The organism is Streptomyces sp. NPDC040405 (assembly GCF_055595765.1).
This window is the reverse complement of the sequence record NZ_JBVIVI010000005.1, coordinates 210606-235710: the sequence shown is the minus strand read 5'-3', so window position 1 is coordinate 235710 and position 25105 is coordinate 210606. Positions and strand designations below refer to the sequence as shown.

At 68.5% G+C, this 25105-nt stretch carries 27 protein-coding genes; 15 read left to right on the top strand and 12 right to left on the bottom strand.

The features are described 5' to 3' along the window. Window positions 1-35: 35 nt before the first annotated feature. A complete protein-coding gene (cdgB, locus tag ACZ59A_RS22335) occupies window positions 36-1727 on the bottom strand; it encodes a diguanylate cyclase CdgB (RefSeq protein ID WP_470960959.1) in 1692 nt (563 codons plus the stop codon). A gap of 368 nt (window positions 1728-2095) precedes the next feature. Here cdgB and ACZ59A_RS22330 point away from each other — a divergent pair, with 368 nt between their 5' ends. Beyond that, complete coding sequence (locus ACZ59A_RS22330) at window positions 2096-2596, top strand: flavin reductase family protein (protein WP_470960957.1); 501 nt, start codon at window positions 2096-2098, stop codon at window positions 2594-2596. A 25-nt stretch (window positions 2597-2621) separates the two neighbouring features. Here the strand turns inward: ACZ59A_RS22330 and arfB are convergent, their stop codons facing one another. Beyond that, window positions 2622-3050: an alternative ribosome rescue aminoacyl-tRNA hydrolase ArfB gene (gene arfB / locus ACZ59A_RS22325; RefSeq protein WP_470960955.1), complete on the bottom strand. Its 429-nt coding sequence runs from the start codon at window positions 3048-3050 to the stop codon at window positions 2622-2624. Window positions 3051-3268: 218 nt separating this feature from the next. Here arfB and ACZ59A_RS22320 point away from each other — a divergent pair, with 218 nt between their 5' ends. The 6 genes from ACZ59A_RS22320 (at window position 3269) to ACZ59A_RS22295 (ending at window position 9512) form a co-directional block, all read left to right on the top strand. Then, complete coding sequence (locus ACZ59A_RS22320) at window positions 3269-3844, top strand: TerD family protein (RefSeq protein ID WP_470960953.1); 576 nt, start codon at window positions 3269-3271, stop codon at window positions 3842-3844. Between the two features lie 479 nt (window positions 3845-4323). Continuing rightward, window positions 4324-5943, top strand: coding sequence for a M4 family metallopeptidase (locus tag ACZ59A_RS22315; protein ID WP_470960951.1), 1620 nt, complete (start codon window positions 4324-4326; stop codon window positions 5941-5943). A 115-nt stretch (window positions 5944-6058) separates the two neighbouring features. Next, window positions 6059-7144: an S-(hydroxymethyl)mycothiol dehydrogenase gene (locus ACZ59A_RS22310; RefSeq protein ID WP_470960949.1), complete on the top strand. Its 1086-nt coding sequence runs from the start codon at window positions 6059-6061 to the stop codon at window positions 7142-7144. Between the two features lie 23 nt (window positions 7145-7167). Continuing rightward, window positions 7168-7806, top strand: coding sequence for an MBL fold metallo-hydrolase (locus ACZ59A_RS22305; RefSeq protein ID WP_470960947.1), 639 nt, complete (start codon window positions 7168-7170; stop codon window positions 7804-7806). A gap of 98 nt (window positions 7807-7904) precedes the next feature. Next, window positions 7905-8402, top strand: a complete 498-nt coding sequence (locus tag ACZ59A_RS22300) for a hypothetical protein (protein WP_470960945.1) — start codon at window positions 7905-7907, stop codon at window positions 8400-8402. 102 nt (window positions 8403-8504) lie between these two features. Continuing rightward, window positions 8505-9512: a zinc-binding dehydrogenase gene (locus tag ACZ59A_RS22295; RefSeq protein ID WP_470960943.1), complete on the top strand. Its 1008-nt coding sequence runs from the start codon at window positions 8505-8507 to the stop codon at window positions 9510-9512. A 1-nt stretch (window position 9513) separates the two neighbouring features. Here the strand turns inward: ACZ59A_RS22295 and ACZ59A_RS22290 are convergent, their stop codons facing one another. From ACZ59A_RS22290 to ACZ59A_RS22280, 3 genes are all read right to left on the bottom strand, one after another. Next, window positions 9514-10155, bottom strand: coding sequence for a DUF4142 domain-containing protein (locus tag ACZ59A_RS22290; RefSeq protein ID WP_470960941.1), 642 nt, complete (start codon window positions 10153-10155; stop codon window positions 9514-9516). A gap of 255 nt (window positions 10156-10410) precedes the next feature. Continuing rightward, the gene (locus ACZ59A_RS22285) at window positions 10411-10773 is read right to left on the bottom strand and encodes a hypothetical protein (protein ID WP_468049667.1); all 363 of its coding nucleotides are present in this window, start codon (window positions 10771-10773) and stop codon (window positions 10411-10413) included. A 349-nt stretch (window positions 10774-11122) separates the two neighbouring features. Further along, window positions 11123-11668 (bottom strand): GIY-YIG nuclease family protein, encoded by a 546-nt coding sequence (locus ACZ59A_RS22280; protein WP_470960939.1) that lies wholly within the window; start codon window positions 11666-11668, stop codon window positions 11123-11125. Between the two features lie 229 nt (window positions 11669-11897). Between ACZ59A_RS22280 and ACZ59A_RS22275 the strand changes: the two genes are divergently transcribed. After that, window positions 11898-13145, top strand: a complete 1248-nt coding sequence (locus ACZ59A_RS22275) for an acyltransferase family protein (RefSeq protein ID WP_470960937.1) — start codon at window positions 11898-11900, stop codon at window positions 13143-13145. 17 nt (window positions 13146-13162) lie between these two features. Here the strand turns inward: ACZ59A_RS22275 and ACZ59A_RS22270 are convergent, their stop codons facing one another. Further along, a complete protein-coding gene (locus ACZ59A_RS22270) occupies window positions 13163-14065 on the bottom strand; it encodes an NAD(P)-dependent oxidoreductase (RefSeq protein WP_470960935.1) in 903 nt (300 codons plus the stop codon). Between the two features lie 92 nt (window positions 14066-14157). Here ACZ59A_RS22270 and ACZ59A_RS22265 point away from each other — a divergent pair, with 92 nt between their 5' ends. Next, window positions 14158-14499: a winged helix-turn-helix transcriptional regulator gene (locus ACZ59A_RS22265; protein WP_470960933.1), complete on the top strand. Its 342-nt coding sequence runs from the start codon at window positions 14158-14160 to the stop codon at window positions 14497-14499. 41 nt (window positions 14500-14540) lie between these two features. On the opposite strand, the gene ACZ59A_RS22260 is transcribed toward ACZ59A_RS22265, so the two are convergent. Beyond that, window positions 14541-15404: a helix-turn-helix domain-containing protein gene (locus tag ACZ59A_RS22260; RefSeq protein ID WP_470960931.1), complete on the bottom strand. Its 864-nt coding sequence runs from the start codon at window positions 15402-15404 to the stop codon at window positions 14541-14543. Window positions 15405-15546: 142 nt separating this feature from the next. Between ACZ59A_RS22260 and ACZ59A_RS22255 the strand changes: the two genes are divergently transcribed. After that, window positions 15547-16272 carry an alpha/beta fold hydrolase gene (locus tag ACZ59A_RS22255; protein ID WP_470960929.1) on the top strand — a complete coding sequence of 242 codons (726 nt, stop codon included), beginning with the start codon at window positions 15547-15549 and terminating at the stop codon, window positions 16270-16272. A gap of 16 nt (window positions 16273-16288) precedes the next feature. On the opposite strand, the gene ACZ59A_RS22250 is transcribed toward ACZ59A_RS22255, so the two are convergent. Continuing rightward, window positions 16289-16513 (bottom strand): cold-shock protein, encoded by a 225-nt coding sequence (locus tag ACZ59A_RS22250; RefSeq protein ID WP_470960927.1) that lies wholly within the window; start codon window positions 16511-16513, stop codon window positions 16289-16291. Between the two features lie 139 nt (window positions 16514-16652). Between ACZ59A_RS22250 and ACZ59A_RS22245 the strand changes: the two genes are divergently transcribed. Continuing rightward, window positions 16653-17189 (top strand): flavoprotein, encoded by a 537-nt coding sequence (locus ACZ59A_RS22245; protein WP_470960925.1) that lies wholly within the window; start codon window positions 16653-16655, stop codon window positions 17187-17189. 478 nt (window positions 17190-17667) lie between these two features. Here the strand turns inward: ACZ59A_RS22245 and ACZ59A_RS22240 are convergent, their stop codons facing one another. Together ACZ59A_RS22240 and ACZ59A_RS22235 are read right to left on the bottom strand one after the other, a co-directional pair. Further along, on the bottom strand, window positions 17668-18780 hold the full coding sequence (locus ACZ59A_RS22240) for a hypothetical protein (protein ID WP_470960923.1): 1113 nt from the start codon (window positions 18778-18780) through the stop codon (window positions 17668-17670). Between the two features lie 95 nt (window positions 18781-18875). Next, window positions 18876-19346 (bottom strand): ArsI/CadI family heavy metal resistance metalloenzyme, encoded by a 471-nt coding sequence (locus tag ACZ59A_RS22235; protein WP_470960921.1) that lies wholly within the window; start codon window positions 19344-19346, stop codon window positions 18876-18878. 78 nt (window positions 19347-19424) lie between these two features. Between ACZ59A_RS22235 and ACZ59A_RS22230 the strand changes: the two genes are divergently transcribed. The 4 genes from ACZ59A_RS22230 (at window position 19425) to ACZ59A_RS22215 (ending at window position 23234) form a co-directional block, all read left to right on the top strand. Further along, entirely contained in the window at window positions 19425-19826 is a 402-nt protein-coding gene (locus ACZ59A_RS22230) for an ArsR/SmtB family transcription factor (RefSeq protein WP_470960919.1), read from the top strand. After that, on the top strand, window positions 19826-20938 hold the full coding sequence (gene arsB, locus ACZ59A_RS22225; protein ID WP_470960917.1) for an ACR3 family arsenite efflux transporter: 1113 nt from the start codon (window positions 19826-19828) through the stop codon (window positions 20936-20938). Before ACZ59A_RS22230 ends, arsB begins: the two co-directional genes overlap by 1 nt. Further along, entirely contained in the window at window positions 20931-21350 is a 420-nt protein-coding gene (locus tag ACZ59A_RS22220) for an arsenate reductase ArsC (RefSeq protein WP_470960915.1), read from the top strand. The genes arsB and ACZ59A_RS22220 overlap by 8 nt, the downstream gene beginning before the upstream one ends. A gap of 1053 nt (window positions 21351-22403) precedes the next feature. After that, entirely contained in the window at window positions 22404-23234 is an 831-nt protein-coding gene (locus ACZ59A_RS22215; protein ID WP_470960913.1) for a TIGR02391 family protein, read from the top strand. 36 nt (window positions 23235-23270) lie between these two features. Here the strand turns inward: ACZ59A_RS22215 and ACZ59A_RS22210 are convergent, their stop codons facing one another. Both ACZ59A_RS22210 and ACZ59A_RS22205 read right to left on the bottom strand, forming a co-directional pair. Further along, window positions 23271-24005: a hypothetical protein gene (locus ACZ59A_RS22210; protein WP_470960911.1), complete on the bottom strand. Its 735-nt coding sequence runs from the start codon at window positions 24003-24005 to the stop codon at window positions 23271-23273. Between the two features lie 560 nt (window positions 24006-24565). Then, window positions 24566-25105 (bottom strand): N-acetyltransferase, encoded by a 540-nt coding sequence (locus ACZ59A_RS22205; protein WP_470960909.1) that lies wholly within the window; start codon window positions 25103-25105, stop codon window positions 24566-24568.

Sequence of the window (25105 nt, the reverse complement as noted above, 5' to 3'; positions counted from 1 at the left end):
GCTGCCGCCCGTCCCGGCCGCGGCCCGCCCGGCCCTCACCCGGCTCGTCTGCGCTCCTTCGAGCGGGACCGCTTCTCGACGTACATGCGCTGGTCGGCGGAGTGCAGAACCTCCTCGGCCGACATGCCGCAGCCCGCCCAGCCGATGCCGAAACTGGCCCCCACCCGCACCGCGCGACCGTCGACCCGGATGGGCGGCAGGATCGCGTTGCGCAGCCGGACGGCCAGGTCCTGGGCGTCCGCCCGGCCGAGGCCGTCGGCGAGGACGACGAACTCGTCACCGCCGAGCCGGGCGACGGTGTCGCCGTCCCGCACTCCGCTGGCGAGCCTGCGGGCGACCTCGATGAGGACCGCGTCACCCGCGTGGTGACCGAACCGGTCGTTGATCGACTTGAAGCCGTCGAGGTCGCAGAAGAGGACCGCGAGCCCCTTGTGGCCGTCGTCGACGGCGTCGTCCTCGTTGGGCGCGAAGGTGTGCACATGGTGGTCGAACGGGACGCCGCCCGTGCTGAAGGGGGGCGGCGAGCCGAAGCTCTCGAACTCGTCGAAGCCGTGCGGGAAGCCGTCCGCGCCCGGCAGCGGCCCCTCCCCGCCGTCCGCCCCCGGCGGCCCGTCGGCGAACTCCGCCCGGCCCCCTTGCGGCGGATGGGCGCACAGCCTGCTGCCGAGGCGGGTGCGCAGCTCGGCGCTGTTGGGCAGGCCGGTCAGCGAGTCATGGCTGGCGCGGTGGGCGAGGGCCAGCTCATGGCGCTTGCGCTCCTCGATGTCCTCGACATGGGTGAGCAGGAAGCGCGGACCGTCGGCGGCGTCGGCGACCACCGAGTTGCGGAGCGACACCCAGACGTACATGCCGTCGCGGCGGGCCAGCCGCAGCTCGGAGCGGCCGCCCTCGTGGGAGGTGCGCAGCAGGGTGCCGGTGTCCTCGGGGTGGACGAGGTCGGCGAACGAGTAGCGGCGCATCGCCGAGGCGGGGCGGCCCAGCAGCCGGCACAGGGCGTCGTTGGTGCGCAGCAGATGGCCGCGCTGATCGCCGCCCATCTCGGCGATGGCCATGCCGCTGGGGGCGTATTCGAACGCCTGGCGGAAGGATTCCTCACTGGCCCGGAGGGCCTGCTGCTCGCGCTCCAGGCGCAGCAGGGCGCGCTGCATGTTGCCGCGCAGCCGGGCGTTTCCGATCGCGATAGCGGCGTGGAAGGCGTACATCTGCAGCGCCTCGCGCCCCCACGCGCCGGGGCGGCGCCCGTTGCGCGGTTTGTCGACGGCCAGGACCCCGATCAGCTCGCCGCCGGAGCCGCCCGCCGCGTACAGGGGGGCCAGCAGGCGGTCCATGGGGTGCCACTCGTCGGCGAAGCGGGGCGCGGGGCCGGGGGTGTGCCACTGCGGCACGTCGTCATCGTCGAGGACCCAGCCCTCGGTGTGCGGGATGAAGCGCAGATCGCCCCAGCGGTCGCCCATCGACAGCCGACGGTCCCAGGAGGTGCGGGAGCCGACCCGCCCGGCCATCAGCGCCTCGGCGCCCGCGCAGCCGCCCACGGCGGCGACGACGAGGTCACCGTCCGGACGGACCAGATTGACGGCCGACAGCTCGTAGCCGAGCCCGGCTATGACTCCGTCGGCGACGGTCTGCAGAGTGTCGGCGAGGCTGCGGGCGGTGTTCAGGTCGGCGACCACCTGATGCAGCTGTCGCAGGGTCGCAAGGCGGATATAGGGCTCCGACTCGGCCTCCATCGCTCGCACTCCCCCGAGACCTCGACAGCAACTCCTGGCTTCCTTTGTCGTCCGATTGCCAACGGCCACTGAATCACAGCGCGCTGCCCACTCGGTACACAGGGTCAACAATTACTGGCTGCTGTGACTCATGTCACAGACAGTGTTCGCGGCCCACCAGGACCGCGTGGGAGCGCTCCTACTTTTTGTGAAAGCAAATTCCGCAAGCGTGCCGCCTACGGCCCCGGACCTACGTCCGGGGTGGTCCGGCGGCCCGATGCGCGGGGCGGCGCGACATGGTTAGCGTGTAGAACGTGTTTCAGACGACGCCTTACACTCCCGCCCCTCCCCCCGCCCCCGTCGGGCCCGCCGTCCCGCATGCTGGTGGGGTGAGTGAGGACGACTTCCGCGCCGCCCTGTCGCGACTCGCGGCCGGCGTGGTGCTGGTGACCGCGCACGACCCGGAAGAGGGGCCGAGCGGTGAGGACGTCGGTATGACGGCCACCGCTTTCATGTCGGTGTCACTTGACCCGCCGCTCGTGATGGTGAGCGTTCGCAACGGCTCCCGACTGGACGAGCTGCTCGAACGACAGCCGCTCTGGGCGGTGTCGGTGCTGTCGGAGAGTCAACGGACCACAGCGGGACGATTCGCCATGAAGGGGCGCATCAGCGACCGGCTGCTGTTCGCGGAGATGGCGGTGACGCGCGGCGCGGAGTCGGGCGCCCCGCTGGTCGCCGACGCGCTGGCGACCCTTGAGTGCCACACCGAGCAGCGGGTGACGGCCGGGGACCACACCCTGGTGGTCGGCCGGGTGCTGTCGGCGACGACGCCGAGCGCGGAGGGCGGACCGCTGATGTACTACCGGGGGCGCTACCGCACGCTCGAATAAGCGCGCCTATTTCCCGGCCCGCCCGTCAGTCCCAGCCGCGTCCCGAACGGCCGCGCTTGGTGTCGCCCCGCTTCTTCTTCTCCCGCAGCCGCCGCTCGTTGATCCCGCGCGGGATCCGGGTCGCGCGGCGCGGCTTGGGCGGCGGCGCGGTCGACTGGGCGAGCAGCGAGGCGAGCCGGACGGCGGCCGTCTCGCGGTTGCGCCACTGGGAACGGTGCTCGGACGCCCGTACGGTCAGCACCCCGTCGGCCAGCCGACCGGCCAGCCGCTCCAGCGCGCGCTCCTTCCATACGGACGGCAGCGCGTCGGTGGCGGCCAGGTCGAAGCGCAGCTCGACGGAGGTGTCACTCGTGTTGACGTGCTGTCCGCCGGGCCCGGACGACCGGGAGAAACGCCACATCAGCTCGGCCTCCGGCAGGGAGACCGATCCACGGATGACATAGGGCCCGGACATGGCTCCATGGTCACCTGCCGACCCCGGCCGCGTCATCCTGTTTTGGCCGGGAGCGGGGCGGGCCCCGGGGACCCCCATCAGGGTTTGGCAAAGAAAGTAAAGGTATCTGGAACCTGTCGGTGCCCTGACGGCGTTGTGGAGGATGACGGCGACTTCGCCCGGAGCATGAGGACGAAGCCCGCCGACGCGAACCATCGAGACCACGAAAGGGACTCCCCATGGCTGTAAGCCTGTCCAAGGGCGGCAACGTCTCCCTCACCAAGGAGGCACCGGGCCTGACCGCCGTCACGGTCGGCCTCGGCTGGGACGTCCGCACCACCACGGGCACCGACTTCGACCTGGACGCGAGCGCCATCGCCGTGAACACCAACGGCAAGGTCTACTCCGACCAGCACTTCGTGTTCTTCAACAACAAGGCCACCCCGGACCAGACCATCGTCCACACCGGTGACAACGTGACCGGTCAGGGCGAGGGCGACGACGAGCAGATCAACATCAACCTGGCGGGCCTGCCCGCCGACATCGAGAAGATCGTCTTCCCGGTCTCGATCTACGACGCCGAGTCGCGCAGCCAGAACTTCGGTCAGGTGCGGAACGCGTTCATCCGCATCATCAACCAGACCGGTGGCACCGAGATCGCCCGCTACGACCTGAGCGAGGACGCCGCCACCGAGACCGCCATGGTCTTCGGTGAGCTGTACCGCAACGGCGCCGAGTGGAAGTTCCGCGCCGTCGGCCAGGGCTACGCCTCGGGCCTGGTCGGCATCGCGCAGGACTTCGGCGTCAACGTCTGACGTTCTCTCCAGCGCGCGGTTCGCGGCGAGGGCCGCCCCCATCCCAGGGGGCGGCCCTCGCCGTTTTTTCGTCCCCGAGGTCGCCCGAGGTCGCCCGGGGACGCCCGGGTCCCTCCGGATCCACCCGGGTCAAGCGGATAAGTCCGTATCAACCAGACGTTTTGCCGCCATGCCTGACTGACTGAAATTTGCCCTACTTGAACAACGAACTGTCAAATTCTTGTTACGCACCTGTCAGAACGGGTCGTTCGATGACAATCTCTGGTCGGCTCGCCGCGCGGCTCACCTGACTCCGCGGTAAGCCCTGGTTCCGCCTGCACACAGCCCGGCCCAGGGCCCGGCACGCACCTCCGCGGCGGAACCGAAGCGCGTCACTGGCACCTCACGCACCACTCCTGCTCTACCGGACAGTCCACCCACGGCTGTCCGCACCCCCTACACAGGGCCGCGACCCCGCGACCCCTCAGCAAGGAGACCGAGTGAGACCTCACGCTTCCTCTCCCCGCACCAAGGCCATCCGCGCGGCGGCGTTCGTCGCCTCTGCCGCCATGGTCGTCATCGGCGTACAGACCGGCTCGGCCAGCGCCCAGCCGGACAGCTCCCGTGAGGCGGGCGCGACCGCGCTCCAGCTGACCCCCGCGGAGCGCACCGCCTCCATCAAGGCGGCGCAGGCCGATGCCTCCGCCCAGGCCGACCACCTGGGGCTCGGGGCCAAGGAGAAGCTCATCGTCCGCGACGTCGTCAAGGACGCCGACGGAACCGTGCACACCCGCTACGAGCGCACCTACGACGGGCTGCCCGTCCTCGGCGGCGACCTGGTCGTCCACGAGAAGACCAGCGGCGCCCGCACCGTCACCAAGGCGACCAGCGCGAAGATAGCCGTCTCCAGCACGGACGCCGCGGTGTCCGCCTCCGCCGCCTCCAAGGCGGCGCTGAAGGCCGCGACCGCGTCCGACTCCGGCGAGAAGGCCAAGTCGCCGCGCAAGGTGGTCTGGGCCGAGAGCGGCAAGCCCGTGCTGGCCTGGGAGACCGTCGTCACCGGCACCCAGAAGGACGGCACGCCCAGCGAGCTGCACGTCATCACCGACGCCGCCACCGGCAAGAAGCTGGCCGAGAACGAGGCCGTCGAGACCGGCACCGGCACCAGCAAGTACAGCGGCACGGTGACGCTCGGCACCACCAAGAGCGGTTCCACGTACAGCCTCACCGACGGCACCCGCGGCAACCACAAGACGTACGACCTGAACCAGGGGTCGTCGGGCACCGGCACCCTCTTCACCGACGCCGACGACGTCTGGGGCGGCGGCCGCCAGACCGCGGGCGTCGACGCGCACTACGGCGCGGCCGAGACCTGGGACTTCTACAAGGAGGTCCTGGGCCGCAACGGCATCAAGAACAACGGCGTGGGCTCGTACTCCCGCGTCCACTACGGCAACAGCTACGTCAACGCCTTCTGGCAGGACTCCTGCTTCTGCATGACCTACGGCGACGGCTCCGGCAACAGCAACGCGCTCACCTCGATGGACGTGGCCGGCCACGAGATGTCCCACGGCGTCACCGCCGCGACGGCCAACCTCAACTACAGCGGCGAGTCCGGCGGTCTCAACGAGGCCACCTCGGACATCATGGCCACCGCGGTGGAGTTCTACTCGGGCAACTCCTCCGACGCCGGTGACTACCTCATCGGCGAGAAGATCAACATCAACGGCGACGGCACCCCGCTGCGCTACCAGGACAAGCCGAGCAAGGACGGCGCGTCCAAGGACTACTGGTCCTCGACGCTCGGCAACATCGACGTCCACTACTCGTCCGGGCCCGCCAACCACTTCTTCTACCTGCTGTCCGAGGGCAGCGGCGCGAAGACCATCAACGGCGTGAGCTACAACAGCCCGACGTACGACGGCTCGAAGATCACCGGCATCGGCCGGGACAAGGCCACCAAGATCTGGTACAAGGCCCTGACCACGTACCTGACCTCCACCAGCAAGTACGCCCAGGCCCGCACCGCCACCCTCAACGCGGCGCGCGACCTGTACGGGGCGAGCAGCACCGAGTACAACACGGTCGCCGCCGCCTGGACCGCGATCAACGTGAAGTAACCCCCTCGGGGGAGAAGTAGAAGCGGAACGGGCCGCACCGGCGATGCCGGTGCGGCCCGGTGCCCGTCGCCCGGAGTTCCTGTCGTAGCCGCTGATCGGCCCTTACGCTGCTCCCATGACTCAACACGTACGCGGCGTGGTCGCCCCCGGCAAAGGGGAACAGGTCCGGATCGAGACGATCGTGGTGCCGGACCCCGGACCCGGCGAGGCGGTGGTGAAGGTCCAGGCGTGCGGCGTCTGCCACACCGATCTGCACTACCGGGAAGGCGGCATCAACGACGACTTCCCCTTCCTCCTCGGGCACGAGGCCGCGGGCGTCGTGGAGTCCGTGGGCGACGGCGTCACCGAGGTGGCCCCCGGCGACTACGTCATCCTCAACTGGCGCGCGGTGTGCGGCCAGTGCCGGGCCTGCCGCCGCGGCCGCCCCTGGTACTGCTTCGCCACCCACAACGCGTCCCAGCCCATGACGCTGACCGACGGCACCGTCCTGACCCCCGCCCTCGGCATCGGCGCGTTCGCCGAGAAGACGCTCGTCGCGGCGGGCCAGTGCACCAAGGTCGACCCGGCCGCCTCCCCGGCCGCCGCCGGGCTGCTCGGCTGCGGCGTGATGGCGGGCATCGGCGCCGCCATCAACACCGGCGACGTCGGGCGCGGCGACGCGGTCGCGGTCATCGGCTGCGGCGGAGTCGGCGGCGCCGCCATCGCCGGATCCCGGCTCGCCGGGGCCGCGAAGATCATCGCGGTGGACGTGGACGACCGGAAGCTGGAGCAGGCCCGCTCCCTCGGCGCCACCCACACCGTCAACGGCAAGACCGCCGACGTGGTCGAGGCCATCCGCGAACTGACCGAGGGCAACGGCGCGGACGTGGTGATCGAGGCGGTCGGCCGCCCCGAGACGTACCAGCAGGCGTTCTACGCCCGCGACCTGGCCGGGACCGTCGTCCTGGTCGGCGTGCCCACCCCGGAGATGAAGCTGGAACTGCCGCTGATCGACGTCTTCGGACGCGGCGGCGCCCTCAAGTCCTCCTGGTACGGGGACTGCCTGCCGTCCCGCGACTTCCCCCTGCTGATCGACCTCTACCAGCAGGGACGGCTGGACCTCGACGCCTTCGTCAGCGAGACCATCGGGCTCGACGACATCGAGGCGGCGTTCGACAAGATGCACCGCGGCGACGTCCTTCGCTCGGTGGTGATGCTCTGATGACCCTTGGTGGTGCCCCCGCAATGCCCTCTCCGCCCGTACGCATCGACCATCTGGTCACCTCCGGCACCTTCTCGCTGGACGGCGGCACCTGGGACGTCGACAACAACGTCTGGCTCGTCGGCGACGACCACGAGGTGTACGTCATCGACGCCGCCCACGACGCGGACGCGATCGTCGAGGCCATCGGCGACCGCCGACTGCTCGGCGTCATCTGTACGCACGGCCACGACGACCACATCGACGCGGCCCCCGAGGTCGCCGACCGCACCGGCGCCCCGATCCTGCTGCACCCGGACGACGAGGTGCTGTGGCGGATGCGCCACCCCGACCGCGCGCCGGACAAGCCGCTGGCCGACGGCGACGTGCTCACCGTCGGCGGCACGCAGCTGCGCGTCCTGCACACCCCCGGCCACTCCCCGGGCGCGGTCTGTCTGCACGCCCCCGCCCTGACCACCGTGTTCTCCGGGGACACCCTCTTCCAGGGCGGACCGGGCGCCACCGGGCGCTCGTACTCCTCGTTCGAGACGATCATCGAGTCGATCCGGGAGCGGCTGTTCGCGCTGCCGCCGCAGACCGTCGTGCGCACCGGGCACGGCGACCCGACGCTGATCGCGGACGAGGCGCCGCGGCTGGAGGAGTGGATCGCACGCGGCCACTGAGGCTCGTGCCTCGTGCCTCGTGCTGAGGGCCCCCCGGGGTTCCGCCCCGGGCGCCCTGCCCCCTCGTCCCCCAAGCCCCCCATGACACCATCAACCCCGTGATCGACCTGGGCTACTCCCTCTCCCGCCGCTTCCCGGACCCGCCGCAGACGGACTACCGGAGCGCGGACACCCGCGCGCTGCGCCACGATCTCTTCTGCGGCGACGTCTATCTCGCCGACACCGTGGCCGACCGCGAACTGTCCACAGCCTGGGGATGGGTTCCGGTGCTCGACTTCGCCTGGGCGCTGTGCGACATCGTCGAGCGGCTGGACCGGGACCCGCGCGGCAGCCGGTCCCATCGGCGCATCCACGAGGAGCTGGACTTCACCGAATCCGCCGACCGCATGCTCTTCGAGCGCCGCTTCGGCTGGGTCGACATCACCGCCGACTGGGTGCCGCTCGAAGAGGCGCCGCTGACCTTCCAGCACCGCGCCCTGCGCCGCGAGGCCCGCGACTTCCTCCAGGACCTGATCGCCGACCTGGTCGATATGCACGAGGGGCTGGGCGACAACCCGGCGATCTGGGACCTCCAGGCCCGCTACCCGCGCGTCTGACGCCCCGCTTCCCTTGACTTCAACCATGGTTGAAGTCGGAGGCTGACCGCATGGTCGCGCACCACCACCGCACGGGTGCGCCTCAAGTCCCTGGGAGACGCCATGCACGCCGTACGCCTGCACGCCTTCGGCCCCGCCGGAAACCTGACGTACGAGCACACCGACGACCCCGAGCCCGGCCCCGGCCAGGTACGCGTCGCGGTCGCCGCCGCCGGGGTACACCTGCTGGACACGGCCCTGCGCGAGGGCCTGACCAGCGCCGTGCACGCCGCACCCGAACTGCCCACCATTCCCGGCCGCGAGGTGGCGGGCACCGTGGACGCCGTGGGCGAGGGCACCGACCCGGCGTGGCTCGGCAGACGCGTCGTCGCCCACCTCGGCATGGTCCCCGGCGGCTACGCCGAACTGGCCGTGGCCCCCGCCGCCAGGCTGCACGAGCTGCCGGAGGCGCTGGACGCGGCGCGGGCGGTCGCCATGATCGGTACGGGGCGTACGGCCCTGGGCATCCTGCAGTTCGCGGACCTGACGCCCGCCGACGTGGCCCTGGTGACCTCGGCCGCGGGCGGCATCGGCCAGCTCCTGGTCCAGTACGCGAAGCACACGGGCGCCACCGTCGTGGGGCTCGCGGGCGGCCCGGCGAAACTGGCGCGCGTCAGCGAACTGGGGGCGGATCTCGCCGTCGACTACGACGACCCGGCCTGGCCGCAGCGGGTCCGCACGGCACTCGGAACGGACCGTCCCGCCACCGTCCTGTTCGACGGGGTGGGCGGGAGGCCGGGCCGCGCGGCCGTGGACCTGCTCGGCCCCGGCGGCCGCCATCTCGTCTTCGGCTGGTCGTCGGGCGGTCTGCACAGCGGCGGACCGCTGGAGTTCACCGAAGCGGCGCTCGCGGCACGCGGCATCACCTCGCGGTCCGTCCTCGGCCCGCCGATGCTGCAGAAGGCGGGCGGCCCGGACCCGATGCGCACCCTGGAGGAGCGCTCGATGGCGGAGGCGGCATCCGGCCGCCTCGTACCCTCCGTCCACCGCTTCCCCCTCGCCGAGGCGGCCGCGGCGCATCGGGCGCTGGAGACGCGGGCGACTATGGGGAAGGTCGTACTCATCCCCTGACCTACTTCGGCACGCTGGCCCCGACGTCGTCCAGCACCGCGTCCGTCACCAGCCCGGTGTCCTCCAGAACCGTCATGTGGTCCATCACGGTCTCGTTGGTCACCTGGGCCAGCCGCCGGACCATATGGTTCTTGGTGGCGGCGCGGACCTCGCCGATGGTGATGAAGATCTTCCCGTGCGAGGCGCGCAGCAGATCCACGAAGAGCTGGTCGAACTTCTGGCCGTCGGCGGCCTTCAACTCCTTGACCCAGCCCTGCTGTTCCGCCGTGGCCTCGTCCGGTATGGGGGACGACAGCGCCTTCGCGTCCTCGCGCACCAGCTGGTCGAGCTTGCTGTGCCCCTCGAGCAGATGCATCCCGGCCCGCTTGATGGCCTCGCTCGCCGCCTGGCTCTGCGCCATCCGCCCGGCCGGGATCTCCCACAGCCCGGCCTGCCGGACCTTGACCAGGAACGTCTTGTCCAGTTCGCTCAACGGCCCGGAGTTGGCGGCATCCGCCCCGGACGCGGCCGCGGCCCCGGCCCCGCCCTGCGCGGACGGCATCCCGCTGTCCGCCACCGACTGGCTCCCCCCGTCATCCGCCTGGGAGACCCATATCCCCGCCCCCGCGACCACCGCCGCCAGGGCGACCCCGCCGGCCATCATGCGGCTGCGGTTTGATGCTGCGCGACTATTGCGCCCATGCGTTGTCATCGTGCCTCCTGGTGGGGGTGCTGGAGTACGCGAAACACTAAACTTTGCCTGCTGCAAAAAACTGCGTTCGTCAGGAGTGCACAAAAGCACCCACCCCGCCCCGGGATTCCCCCTACACTCCCCCACCCGCAAGGCATTTCGGCGGCCGGACTCCGCGCGAACACACCACGGCCAACACCCCTTGGCCGCCGGCGAGATGTGCGACGGCTATCGCCCTACCGCAGGCGTCTCCCGGTGCGCCGCGTCCATGATCTGGCGCATCTCGGCCAGTGCCGAGCCCAGGGCCTCCCGGTCCGTGGCCTCCTCCGCCACGACCTCCAACTCCCGCAGCCGCGCGGCCCGCTGCGGGTACCGCTGGATGGCGACGAACTCGCCCCACCACTGGAGGAACGTGCGCAACGGAGCGATCGTGCCGTTCCGCGCGGCCTGCTCGACCGCCCGGTCCAGATGCTCGACGAAGGACGGCAACTCCCCGGGCGCGATCTGAGCGACCGCCGCGCGCAGCGCCGACGGGGTGAGGAGCGGCATCGGGATCAGGGGTCCGTCCTGGGCGAAGGACTGCTCGGTCATCTCTCTACGCTCCTGACACACCTTGACGTCCTCCCCGCCGCGAAGGGCGGGGATTCCGCGTTTTCCAGGGGTTTCGGCCGGTCGCCCGGCATCGCGGGTTCCTGCTTCACGGATCGGCCGGACCGGCCGGACCCGCGGTGCCGGGCCGCCTCGCCGGTGGATGAACACTCCTGGCACGCTCGCGCCCGCTGAGCCGTCAACGCGAAACACCCCCTCCCACGCAGGCGACGACGCGAAGCCGCCGCGAGCCTACGCCCGCGTCCTGCCCGCCATGCGCTCCTGACTTCTATCGATCAATCAAGCACCACGGCGGATCACAACTGCCCACCCCTGACGCCCCTTCGCCCACTCACGTCGAAACCGGCAACGCCCGCGCCCGCTGTCGCGCCTGCGCCCGCAGCTCCTTGAGTCGCGGGTGAAAGCCGTTGTGCCGGTTCTGGTCGAGGTTGAGCGGCAGATCCAGCCGACTGATCAGGTCGGACTCCGCGTCCCACGGTTCCGGACACGCCGCCCAGCACACCCGGGCGTGCTCCGCCATCCACTGGCTCAGCTCCGCCTCCCCGGCCTTCCCGAACGTCATGCGCTTGCCGCTGCCGACCCTCCGCAGCTCCAGCCCCAGCAAGCACCCCAGGGTGAGCCGCAGCGTGGAGCCCGCCGCGTTTCCCCGGAAGTGATAGCGCACCCGTTTGCGGAGGTTCTGCGTACTGACCCGGGTCGCCATACGCCGCGGCGCGATCCCCACGTAGAGGAGCCGCCCGGCGTGCAGCTCCGGAGAGGGCGCCTCGTCGAAATGCCACCCGTAGACCCCGGCCTCCGCGGGCACGGGGCTGGGCCGCGCCAGCACCTCCCCCGCCGACCACAGCCGGTCGGGCCTGGCAAGATCAGCAACATCCATGGGAGAACACGCTAGCCGCAGCCACCGACAGCCGGGCGAGGTGAGTGAAGCGACGGAGAACACTGCACGGCGCACCCACGAGCGTTTCCGGAACGCCCCCTCCGCGCTATCCGAATCGCCCCCGTCTGTCCGGGCCGGGCGGTCCCGGCGGGACGTAGCGTGAATCGCCCGTGGCCGTTCGCGCCCGGAGGTTCCGCCGTTTCCCCCTCGTGAGGATGACGCAGGTCTGATGCAGGGCAGGTTTCAGCAGCCGCTTCCCCCAGCCGTCGACTCGCTCGGACACGGTGGCGTCGCCGTGGCCGAACCGCCACCGCGCGGCCCGCGGGCGGACCCGGAGTCGGGTCCGGGTCCGGGTCCGGACCCGACCCGTCGTACGCGTACGCCGCGAAAGGTCGTCCGCGGCGGCCGGTCCCGCCCCCGGCTGTACGTCGTCGACGGCATCCGCCTGGTCGCCGCGCTCATGGTGGCCCTCCACCACTACGCCGGCACCAACCGGGCCAACCAGCCGGGCAACGCGATCTGGGACCGGCCCGCCTCCGAGATCATGCCCACGCTGTTCCACTTCGCCTCCTTCGGCTGGATCGGCGTGGAGATCTTCTTCGTGATCAGCGGCTTCGTCATCTGCATGTCGTGCTGGGGCCGCACTCCGAAGGACTTCTTCGTCTCCCGCGTGATCCGCCTCTACCCCGCGTACTGGGTCGGCGTGGCCTTCACCACCGTCTCCATGATCGCCCTGCCGGGCGTATGGGAACGGCCCCCGGGGCGGGACATCCTGCTCAACTTCACCATGCTGCAGTCGGGTTCCAACGTGCCCGATGTCGACCTCGTCTACTGGACCCTCTGGTCGGAGCTGCGGTTCTACCTGCTCTTCATGGTCGTGGTCGCCATGGGCCTGACCTACCGCAGAGTCGTCGTCTTCTGCTGCGTATGGGGCGCGGCCGCGATGCTCGCCCCCGTGTCCAAGTTCCCGCTCCTGGTCCTGGCCGCCGACCCGAGCGGCGCCTGGTACTTCATCGCGGGCCTCGCCCTCTACCTCATGCACCGCTTCGGCCAGGACCTGCTGCTCTGGGGGATCCTCGCCATGGCGTGGCTGATGGGCCAGCGCGAGCTGGCGCTGCGGGTCGCGTACGAAGACGTCTCCAGCTGGCGCGGCGCCGTCCTGATCTTCACGGTGTTCCTGCTCATCATGGTGGCCGTCGCGCTCGGCTTCACCGACCGCGTCCGCTGGAAGTGGCTGGTCACCGCGGGCTGTCTGACGTACCCGCTCTACCTGATGCACTACGTCGCCGGTGTCTCGCTGATCAGCCGCCTGCGCGACACCATGGACCCCCGGCTGCTCATCGCCCTCGTCATCGGCGGCTTCCTGGTCCTGAGCTGGCTGGTGCACCGGTTCGTGGAACGCCCGGCGGCGCGGCTGCTGAAGCGGGGGCTGGACTCCTCCTTCACCAGACTCCGCACCTTCGGCCGCGCGGCGTAATCCGGCTCGGCTCCCGCTCAGTGGCGTAGCAGGTCGATCACCCCGGTCGTGCCCTCGTCGCCGTGTCCCGCGGCGAGGCGCCGTTCCATCAGCCTCATGAACGGACTGAGCAACTCCGCACTGACGCCCTGCTCCTCGGCGGTCCGCAGCAGCGTCCCGTTGCCCTCCACCATCATGGCGAGGTTCGACGTCACACCGAGGGTGTAGTCGCCGGTCTCCAGGTGCGTGGCGACCCCGTTCGCGTACGGGGCCATGGCGGTGAGCCACTCGATGAGCAGGGCCGCGAACTCCTTCGGCGCGACCTCCGTCCCGCGCATGGGCGTCCCGGGCATGGCCGTCCCGCGCATCAGCGCGAAGGCGTGCGACACCCCGGCGAACATGCCGGTCATGGCGCTCAGCAGCGCCGCGTCATGCAAAGCAGCCGACCCAGCGTCCTCACCGACGTACCGGGTGCCCGCCGGGACGGCCAGCGCCTCACGGTGAGCCGCGAACAGCTCCTGCGATCCGCTGTAGAAGACGTACGCCCCGGACTCCGGCGAACCGATCATCGGCGGAACGGCCATGATCCCGCCGTCCACATATCGAGCCCCGCGCGCGCCCGCCCACTCGGCCCGCTCCCGGGCCTGACCGGGGGTGCTCGTAGTGATGTTGACCAGATCCACGCCCCTCAGACCGACATCGGCCAACACCTCGCCCACCGAGGCGTCATCGAGCAGACAGACCACCACGAGCCCGCTCGCCCCCACCGCCTCGGAGACCGTCCCCGCGACCCGCGCCCCCTCCCCGGCAAGCGCCTCGGCACGACTCCCGGTCCGGTTCCACACGGTCACGTCGTACCCGGCGCCCAGCCACGCCCGAGCGAGCGCGGTGCCCATCGCCCCAAGGCCGATCACAGTGATCTTCTTCGCGTCATGTCTCATGCCGCTCAGACTCGTCGCCGCACACTGGGATACTCAAGTACCCACTTTGAAGTGGGTAGTTACCCCGACATCAGGGACAGGGTGGGGAAGCCATGCGCGCCACGCGGCGGCCGGGATCGTACGTATGCGGGATCGACGCGGCGATGGACCTGATCGGCGGCAAGTGGAAGGTCCTGATCCTCTGGGCGCTCCACGTCCGCCCGCACCGCTTCGGCGAACTCCGCAGGGAACTGCCCGGCGTGACCGAGAAGGTCCTCACCGACCATCTACGGCAACTGGAGCTGGACGGCATCGTGCACCGCGAGGCGTACGACGAGGTACCGCCCCGCGTCGAGTACTCCCTGACGCCACTCGGCGTCTCCCTCAACGAGGCCCTGGCCCCACTCGGCGCCTGGGGCCGCGAGAACATCCTCGGCAACGTTCCCCACGCCTGATTCCGCCGCGCGCACACGCCCGCGTTCGCCGCGGGCCGCCGTCAACTCCCCCGGCGGGCAGACGCCTCACAGTCGGCATCCGCTCGCGTCTGGATGGCGGAGGCGAGGAGCGCCAGCTTGTCGGCGCTGTCGGTGCCGGGAGCCGGGTGGTGGATGACGAGCAGCTGGCCGGGCGCGGCGCTGAGGCCCAGCCGCTCCATCTTCAGTCGCAGGCCACCGACCTGGGGATGATCCAAGCGCATGGCCGCGCCCGCGCACGCTCGTACGTCGTGCCGGGCCCAGAGGCGGCTGAAGCGAGGGCTGGCGAGGGAGAGTTCACCGACCAGCTCGATGAAGCGGGGGTCGTCCAAATCGGCGCCGACGGACTCGCGGAAACCGGCGACCAGGTCCACGGTCGCGCTCTCCCAGTCCGGGTAGAGCGCGTGCTCGGCGGGGTCGAGGAACAGGTCGCGCAGGCGGTTGGCGCCCACCACGAGGCGCGGCGACAGGGCGGTCGCCAAGGCGTTGGCGGCGAGTACGTCGAAGTAGCGGCCCTCGACGTGTGCGGGGAGCGGGAGCGTCGCGACGAGCTGCGCGATGCCCGGTGGGACGGTCTCCCGCCGGGGCCGGCGCCGTTGCCGCCGCGGTTTGGCGGCGCCGAGGCGCAACAGGTGCGCCGTCGCCTCGTCGTCGAGCCGCAGCACGCGGGCGAGCGACTCCAGGACCTGCACGGACGGATTGCGGTCGCGGCCCTGTTCCAGGCGCAGGTAGTAGTCGGCGCTGATGCCCGCGAGCATCGCGACCTCCTCCCGGCGCAGCCCCGGCACGCGCCGTAGCCCCACGGCGGGGATACCGGCCTGCTCAGGAGTGACGAGCTCGCGTCGGGCACGTACGTAATCGCCCAGCAGGTTCGGTTCGTCGCGCATGCGTCGACGGTAATCGCGCCGCCGCGCACGTGCCTGGTCCTGCCACCCCCAGGAACGCGGGGACTCTGGCTCGCCCGGCGCCCGGACGGCAGCGTAAGCGGCAGCCCACCGATCCGACCCTCCGACCCGAGGAGCGACACCCATGTCAACGTATCTGCTGGTCCACGGCGCCTGGCACAGCGGCCGGGCTTGGGAACGCGTGGTCCCGTTGCTGACGTCCGCCGGACACCGCGTGCTCGCACCGTCGCTGACCGGCCACGGCGACCGGGCGCACCTGCTCAGCCGCGAGGTGGGGCTCGACACGCACGCCGACGACATCGTCAAGCTGATCACCGACGAGGACCTCACCGACGTGATCCTCGTAGGCCACAGCTACGCCGGTCTGGTCATCTCCTCAGCGGCCAACCGGCTCCCGGACCGGATCGCGCACCTGGTCTACCTCGACGCGATGGTCCCGGAGGACGGCGAGAGCGCGGCCGATGTCATGCCCGTAACCCAGGACCTGATCGACCGCGCCCTCCGTTCCGAGAGCGGCTGGCGCGTCCCCCCGCTACCCGAAATGCCGCCGCCCACCGGTCTGTTCGGGATCACCGACCCGGCAGACGCCGCCTGGCTGCGCACGACCCTGTCGGACCAGTCGGTCCGCTGCCTCCAGCAACCGGTCCGCCTGGACAACCCGGCCGTGAACACGATCCCCCGTACGCACATCCACTGCGTGGTCGACGAGCCCAAAGGCTGGCCCCGCCGCCCCGTCCCCCCAACCCAGCCCAACGGCAGCCCGTCCCAGGTCTGGGAACTGGCCACCGGCCACGACTGCATGATCACCATGCCGACCGAGCTGACCGAACTCCTGCTCAAGCTCGGCTGACCCCATCACCATGCCGTCAGCCAGGCTGAGGAACGATGCGCACCGCGCGGTACTCGTACCCATCCTGTTCGAAGCCGGGCGCTTCCCATTCGAGGTCGACCTGCTGCCCTGCCGACAGGGTGCGGAACCCCGCCATCTCGATGCTCGAAAAGTGCCCCCAACAGCCGCCTGGAGTCTCGACGCAGTCGAGCACACCCCACCCCTCCTCCTCACGCCACTCGCGCACAGTCGCAGTCACCATTCCCGGAACCCTACGGCGTGGTCGGCCCGTTGGCGCCCCGTAGGCCGGAGACCGTCCGGCGCCGGGCCAGCCCTGTGGGGCGACGCCACCCGTGCGTACAGTCAGCAAGGAAGGCTGGCCGAAGACTGGGAGTCCCCGCGTGAGCGAGCGGAAGAAGGCGTTCCTGTACGTCGTGGTCTGTGCGGCCGGAATCGCCGATGACGTCGGCAAGCTGGTCAACGCGGCGCAGGACCAGGGCTGGGACGTGGGCGTGATCGCCACGCCGCAGGGCCTCGGCTTCCTCGACGCCCCAGCCGTCGAGGCCCAGACCGGCTACCCGATCCGCTCGGCCTGGCGCTCCCCCGGCGACCCGCGGCCCCTCCCGCCCCCGGACGCGATCGCCGTCGCCCCGGCGACGTTCAACACGATCAACAAATGGGCCGCGGGCATCTCGGACACCCTGGCCGTGGGCGTGCTGTGCGAGGCGTACGGCTTGGGCATCCCGATCGCCGTCCTGCCGTACCTCAACGCCGCGCAGGCCGCACACCCCGCCTACCGGCAGAGCCTGGCGCGGCTGCGCGACGAGATGGGCGTGCTCGTCGCCGACTACGAACCGCACCAGCCGAAGGCGGGCGGAGGCCGCGAGCGGTTCCGGTGGGAGCGGGCGGTGGAGCTGCTGGCCCCCAGGATGCGGTGAGCGTTCCGCGGGCCCCAGCTCTGCCGTGATCCCAGGCCATTGAGCATCTGCCGCCCTACGAGGAGAGTGGACCGCCACCCCGCACTCCCCCTCCAAGGTGTCGGCCTACGGGGTGTTCCCGTAGACGTTCGCCGAGCCCGGCGGGCGGCGCCATCCGGTAGCCGCCGCTCGGCAGCCGCCCGGTCGGAGACGTGAGCCCGGCCGTACTCCTGCCTGGGAGCAGTCACTGCGATCGGCGGGATGAACGGATGCGGCTGTTCCCGATGCTGACCGTGCAGATCTGGAGGCGTTGTTGATCTTCGGATGGATGACCTCGACCAGGACCGCGGACGAGTCTCGCGATACGGCGATGTGCACCCCCATTGCCGTCAACGACTGCCGTCAGGCCACCAGCTCAGCGAGCAGTCGGAGGGCGTGCAGACGGGGCGGGACCCGGTAAGTGGGAGTCCCGCCCGTCTTGGTCATCGTGGTAGGCGGCTCACTCGGGGTCTTCGACGTCGTCGTCAGACTGGAGCCCTTGAGTGGGGGGCAGGTCAAGAGTCCCGGTGGGGTTGGTGCATCCGGGGACGCTGCCTTCGGGGGCGCAGTTGTCCGGGGTGTTGTTGACGACCTTGGTGTTGGTGAGCGTCACCTGACCCGACTGGTTGTCGATGCCGCCACCGGCGGTGATCGCCGTGTTACGAGTGACCAGGCTGTCGACCAATGTGGCGGTGGCGGTGCCGAAGGTGGTGGAGAGGTTTGAGAGGCCCGCGCCTCTCACAGCGATGTTGTTTTTGAGAGTGGTCGACTTCAGGTTCAGGGTGGAGGCGTTCACGTTGCGGATGCCACCACCCTCAATGCCGGTGTTGCCCCTGATCGATACGGACTCCAGAGACGCGGTACCTAGTTGGTTCTCGAAACCGCCACCATTGCTGGTGACCGCCCGGTTCTTGAGCAGGGTGCCGCCCTTCATCGTCGTTGTGCCGTTACCGGTATTAAGGACTCCGCCGCCGAAGCTGGCTGCGGTATTGCGCTCGACGGTGGTGCGGTTGAGGTTGAGCTGTCCACCGTTGTTGGAGATGCCGCCACCGGTATCCGCGGAGTTGTCCTTGAAGACGGTGTCGTTCAGGTTCAGCGTGCCCTGCTCGTTGAGGGCCCCGCCGCCGGAGTCGCTACTGAGGCCGCCGCGGACCGTGAGCGACTTCAGGCTGAGCGTGCCACCGGATACGACGTGGAAGATACGGAAGCTTTCCGTGGCGTCCGGGTCGCGTCGGATGGTGCTGTTCTTGCCGGAGATGGTCACGTCCCCGGTGATCTCGGGGAGCCCATCGTCGGGGTTGTCGGGTGTGGTCAGTGTGTAGGTGCAGCGGGACGCGAGGGTGATGCGACCGCCGCTGGTGTTGGCCTGGTTGATCGCGTTCACCAGGCCGGGGATGTCGTTGCACCCCACTCGGATGCCTTCGGCGGCACTGACCGACCCGGTCGGCAGGACCGCGAGGGAGAGCCCCGTACCGACCACGACGGTCATGGCGCCGGACCGCGAAATGAACCTCATCGTTACGCCTTCCTCAGCGCTGGAGTGAAGCGGCGCATCACCGGCATCAGCGGTCATGCTGGTCAACCGGGATGGCAAGATGACGTTCTCTTTCTAACGACAGGTGATCACGCCCTCACCTGGTGTGCAGCCAAACGGGTCCGGTCGTCACCTCAGCGTTCGCTGCTCGTGGCGGCCTGGGGGGCCTCCGTCGGGGCAGGCTCGCTGGCGCAGCATGCGTCGGCGGTGTCGAGTGCCGCGCTCGCGCCCATCTGGTCGGTGTCCCCCTTGACGACGTAGACCTCCCACGGCTCCTTACCGGGGCCGTGTACCCAGACCTTGTCCTGGAGGGCGTAGCAGCAGGAGGTGTCGTCTTCCTCGAAGGTGGCGAGCCCTGCGTTCTTGAGTCGGTCAGTGGCGGCGTTGACCTGGCCGGTGGATGCGACCTCCACCCCGAGGTGATCGAGCCGGGTTTCCTGGTCCGCCTCGCCCTCGATCAGGACCAGCTTCAGCGGCGGCTCGGTGATCGCGAAGTTGGCGTAGCCCGGACGGCGCTTGGCTGGCTCCACACCGAAGAGCTTCGAGTAGAACTCCACCGAAGCGTCAAGGTCGGGCACGTTAAGGGCGAGCTGAACACGAGACATAACCATCTCCCATCTCGTTACATCGATGTCCTTCGATTCAAGATTGCGCCTTGGATCGAAAGACGTCAACATAGAAACATGTCGAAACAAGACCTCACGGCGATGGGCCAGGACAGCGTTGACGGCTGTTGCCCGGGACTGCTGACCGCCCCGCTGGACGAAGCGCAGTCGGTCGAGCTGGCGAAGGTGTTCAAGGCACTGGGCGATCCGATCCGGCTCCGGCTGCTGTCGATGATCGCCTCCCGGGCCGGGGGCGAGGTCTGCGTCTGTGACCTCACCCCTGCCTTCGACCTCTCGCAGCCGACGATCTCCCATCACCTGAAGCTGCTCCGGCAGGCCGGGCTGATCGACTGCGAGCGCCGGGGCACTTGGGTCTACTACTGGCTGCTGCCGGAGATGACCGACCGGCTCGCCGGGATCCTCACCCGTCCCGCCGGGCAGCCGCTGCCCGACCGTGCCGGGACGGCGGTGGACGCCTGATGACCGCCGAATCCATGACGGCGCCGGTTGCCGCGCGCCTGTCGTTCGTGGACCGCTTCCTCGCGGTGTGGATCCTGCTGGCGATGGCCGCTGGACTGGGCCTGGGACGGCTCGTTCCCGGGCTCGGTGACGCCCTGGCGAAGGTGACCGTCACCGGCGTCTCCCTGCCGATCGCGCTTGGCCTGCTGGTGATGATGTACCCGGTCCTGGCCAAGGTCCGCTACGACCGCCTCGGCACCGTCACCCGGGACCGACGCCTGCTGATCCCCTCGCTCGTACTGAACTGGGTCCTCGGCCCGGCGATCATGTTCGCGCTCGCCTGGCTCCTCCTGCCGGACCTGCCGGAGTACCGCACGGGACTGATCATCGTCGGCCTCGCCCGCTGCATCGCCATGGTCATCATCTGGAACGACCTGGCCTGCGGCGACCGTGAAGCCGCCGCCGTCCTCGTCGCCCTGAACTCCGTCTTCCAAGTGATCGCCTTCTCCGCGCTCGGCTGGTTCTACCTCACCGTGCTGCCCGGCTGGCTCGGCCTGGAACAGACCGGTCTCGACATCAGCGTGTGGGAGATCGCCCGCAGCGTGCTGATCTTCCTCGGCATCCCCCTGGTGGCCGGATTCCTCACGCGACGTCTCGGCGAGAAGGCCAAGGGCCGGGCCTGGTACGAGACCAAGCTCATCCCCAGGATCGGCCCCTTCGCCCTCTACGGGCTGCTGTTCACGATCGTGGTCCTGTTCGCCCTCCAAGGTGACGCGATCACCTCACAGCCGATGGACGTGGTCCGGATCGCGGTGCCGCTCCTGGTCTACTTCGCCGTGATGTGGGCGGGGTCCATGGCGCTGGGCAAGGCCGTTGGCCTGGACTACGCACGCTCGACCACGCTGGCCTTCACCGCTGCGGGCAACAACTTCGAACTCGCCATCGCCGTTGCCATCGCCACCTTCGGCGCCTCCTCCGGGCAAGCCCTGGCCGGAGTCGTCGGCCCGCTCATCGAGGTCCCCGTCCTGATCGGCCTCGTCTACGTGGCGCTGGCCGCCCGCCGCTACTTCCCGCAGCCCACCGCCGCGACCGCCGAACACACGCCCGCCCAGGAAGGTTCCACCCTTGTCTGACCCCGAGAAGCCGTCCGTGCTGTTCGTCTGCGTCCACAACGCGGGCCGCTCCCAGATGGCCGCCGCCTTCCTCACTCACCTCGCGGGCGACCACATCGAAGTCCGCTCCGCCGGTTCGGCACCCGCCGAACACGTCAATCCCGCCGTGGTCGAGGCGATGGCAGAAGTCGGAATCGACATCACAGCAGAGATCCCGAAGGTCCTGACCGCCGAAGCCGTCCGAGCCTCCGATGTCGTCATCACCATGGGCTGCGGCGACGCCTGCCCCTACTTCCCCGGGAAGACCTACCTGGACTGGAAGCTCGATGATCCGGCTGGGCAGGGCGTCGAGGCGGTACGGCCGATCCGCGACGAGATCCGCACCCGCGTCCAAAGCCTGATCAGCGAGATCGGCGCGGGAGACTCCCGGTGACCGGCATACCGAGTCGACCATGAGTTGCGCACGGCCACCGGAGCCGCGGCCTCAGACGAACGGCCCAGCAGGCGCCTGAGCCCCGATGCGCACACTCCATCGGAGCTCAGGCACGGGTTAGTCGATCTGTGCTGTCCAACGCCCTCTCGACAGGCGGCAGACCCCATCGGGCGTGATCTCCACCCGGCCACGTTCGAACTGTCCGACCGCGCCGCCGTCCTCGGTCTTCGCCGACGCAGGGCTCAGCGTGTCACCAGCGCTGTCTGGATCGCCCACAGAGCGCGGCGGAACACAGCGCTCACGCTGATTGCTGTCGGCCGAAGATGTCAGAAGCCCCGGACGGGAGACCGTCCGGGGCGTTGGCCGTGTGCAGGCGCAGAGCCGACTGTCGGGTTCGAACCGACGACCTTCGCTTTACAAGTTCGATCACAGGCCGGGCCGCCCCGGGCTGGACCTGGCTGGCGGGTGAGAGGTGGCTGTGGTGCACCGACTGCCGCCGACGTCTGCCGCCGTTGATGTCAATTGGTGATGTCAGAACGCCAGTCGAACAGTACTCTGCAAGCGGCCCTGCGTCGGCCGGTGCGAAGTTCCCCATAGCGCCGACCCGTTGTGGAGGGGACCAGCCCGTTCGAGCCGGGCCAGGGAGGGGAGCACTCTCGACCTGCCTATGCCCTCTGTAACGAACCCTGAGCTTGGGAATCACCGAGTCTGGCGCGCGCGAAACGTGCTCTGACCTGCTGGAACGCATGTTCTGCCGTGTCGAGCCGGGGCACGCTTAGGACCCTGGTTGATCGTGGTTCACCTCTCGATCGGACAGGCCTCGGGCACGGCTTGGAGCGCGCGGGAATGTCGAAGTCAGCAGGTGACATCAACGCTACCCCTCTGACCTGACTCATACGACTGGCTGGCACACGCGTTCCTATTGGGGCCGACATCTGACACCAGGCGTGCCGAAGCGGAGTGACCATGCGCGATCGCGACTGTGCTACAGCACTCAACATCGGTAGAATGCATGCAATGGAACACGTTTACAACTTGGTAGGCAGGTAGTTAATGGCGCGGAGAGATTTTTCGGCCGATGCCCTGGTTCCGCATGGACATCACCAGAACTGGAATCTGATTGATAAAACCATTCGCGAAGTAGAGCGAGTCACGAGTCAGTGGCCTGGTGCGGAAACACAGATATCGGTCGAAGGAAAGCAAAATCTGTACGGAAGCTACAGCTCATTAATTGACGCGCAAATCGGCCTGGGTGAAGATCATCGAGATGTGACGGAGGTGAGCATCTCACGTTTCGATGACGACGATGACTCGGGGATGCATATTTCAGTCACCTTCGCTAAAAGCCAGAGGGCCACCTCGTGGGTATATGCATCAGGGCCTGTCAAAAAAGTATGCGAGGATCTTGTTCGCGGCCTGCAATCTTTCATTCTGCAGGAAATTAATCACCCTCAATCAGAGGGCAATTCGCCTGATAGGCGCGGCCGGGATGACTTGAGGATCCGTCTCCAGCACCTGCACCCTGCTATCAAATCTGCTTCGCTGGCAAGAATTTTGAGCGGACACGGCGATGAGGCGGTCGAAGAAGCCTGCAAAAGTGTAGGCGCTCGACTCAGGCAGTTGAGTGGCCTGGACGACGATGGTTTCTCCCTGGTCTCTAAAACTCTCAGCAAGAATGGACCTATTGCAATAAATGCTGGCTTGACCAATTCAGAGGCAAGCGAGCAAGAGGGTTACATGCACCTTGGGATGGCGCTGTATCGCGCGGCACGTAATCCCCGTGCCCATAGGCCCTCAGATCCAAATTTTGATCTTGATGAGATCATTGAATGGTTGTCCGTGGCCAGCGCCCTTCACAGGGCTCTGGATAGAAGCTTCACATGAGCTGCGTAATGCGCAGCATCGTTGCGATCGTGACAACTAGGGGGTCCAGTGGACTCTATACCTAGAGGTTTTCCACTCTCTGTATTCGAATATCACATTGATGAGGATGGTTAGCGTGGCGACTATTGTTGCGGTGACGCCTCGATCCAAGTAATTTCGCCAATAGGTACCCCAGCCATGCTTGTCGTCGCCTTTCCAGTAGGCCACCACCGAGCAAGTTACAAGAGCCAAAGTGATGAATGCCAGCGCAATGACTACGAAACGCTCACGCTGGCGTCGATGCCTTATGTACGAGGTCAGTGAAACTTGCGGCGCGTTCTCAATGGCGCCTATCTGGAGGTCTTCCTCGCTGTCAGGTCGCCGGATGGTTACGGCTGGGATGAACTCACATTCAATGCCCTCGCGGGCAGATTCCGATGTTTTCCCATTCCCTCCTTTTATATAATTTTCGACGCCATCGGAAAAGCCTCTTACGATATTTTCTGCTTCCTCCTTGAGGGCGTTGATGGAATCGCCTAGAATTCTGAAGCGCACATGCCTGGAGAATTCCATTGAGGCGATTCCCCAGAGTGGCCCTGATCCCGTCTTGATGACAAAAGGGTTTCCAGCCCTGACTTGCCCCTGCACGGTGGCCGGGAGCTTTTCTATTACTTCTTCGCATTTTTGTGTTGCGAACTCCTGATCCAAGGGGACCCAGCCGATGAGCTGGCATATATTTTTAAAAGCGCCATATTCCATATCGCCGATTTTGCATACGATGAGCAGCCGCATGATTGGAGAATAATGTCCATGCTTGGTGAGGGCGACTGGGGATCCTCCGTCGGGGTGGCCTAGCGAACTTGCTTGACAGCCAGATCGCATAGATAGCCACGCGGGCGGTGCTTCGAGGCATTGGGCGGGAGCTGCCATGGAGCGAGAGATCATGGCCCCGTAAGCTTCCGGCGCGTCGGGCAGTCTGTGGACCTGCCCGCTAAGCACGACGTTGGGGCCATGATCTTAGAGGCTCGCTCCATGGTGGCTGCCTAAAGCCTCGGAGTGCCGCCCGCCCTAGCCACGATGGCGCTCTTCTCCTCAGCCAAGGTGCTTGCTGCTGGCGCGCGGCTCGGCGGTCGGGCCGGAGCGGGGCGGAGACAGGAGCGGCGGCCCGGCCGCCGGGCCGCGCTTGCACGGCGCCTTGAACCCGTAGAGAAGGTTGTAACTCGCTGGCTGTCGGCGCTGGAACAGGCAGCGGCCGGTCGCCCGAATGTGGAGGTCACGGTCGTGCCGTGCGGCTGACGGCCTGGTTGGGCGCCCGTCTGGCTCCTAGCCAAGGCAAGAGGACTTTCATCGTGTCAGTGGAGAGGCAGCACCATCGCGTCGTACAGCGGGGCGTCGGGGAAAGGAAGTACCTCCCCCAGCCACTGGTAACCCCACTCCTCATACCTCAGACGAACCCGCGGGTGCGCGCGCTCGACGAGCAGGGTCACCCGCTCTTCGTTCCGGGGTCGCAGCAGCTCGTCGTGGATCCGTTTGGCCGCCCCGGTTCCGCGGCCGCTCTCGACCACCATCAGCTCCGAGAGGGCGAATGTACGGCTCCCCGTCTCCGTCACGGCTTCATCCGCCACCGATGTCCGTAGCCCGCTCCACCAGCGAGTATCTGGCTGCAACGTGCAGCCAAAGGCACAGCCGACCGGTGTTCCGGACGCATAGCCGACGGCCGCGCTGAAGCCGGGAACTTCCGTGTTCCATCCCAGGCGTTCATCGAAGCGGTCCACGCTGTGGAACTCCTCGCCCAGCCGGTCGGCGTACACATTCGCGTACACGGCCAGCAGTTCGGGGCGAATCTCGGCAAGTCCAGCAGCGTCACGGCACTCGATCGTCAAGCCTTGCAT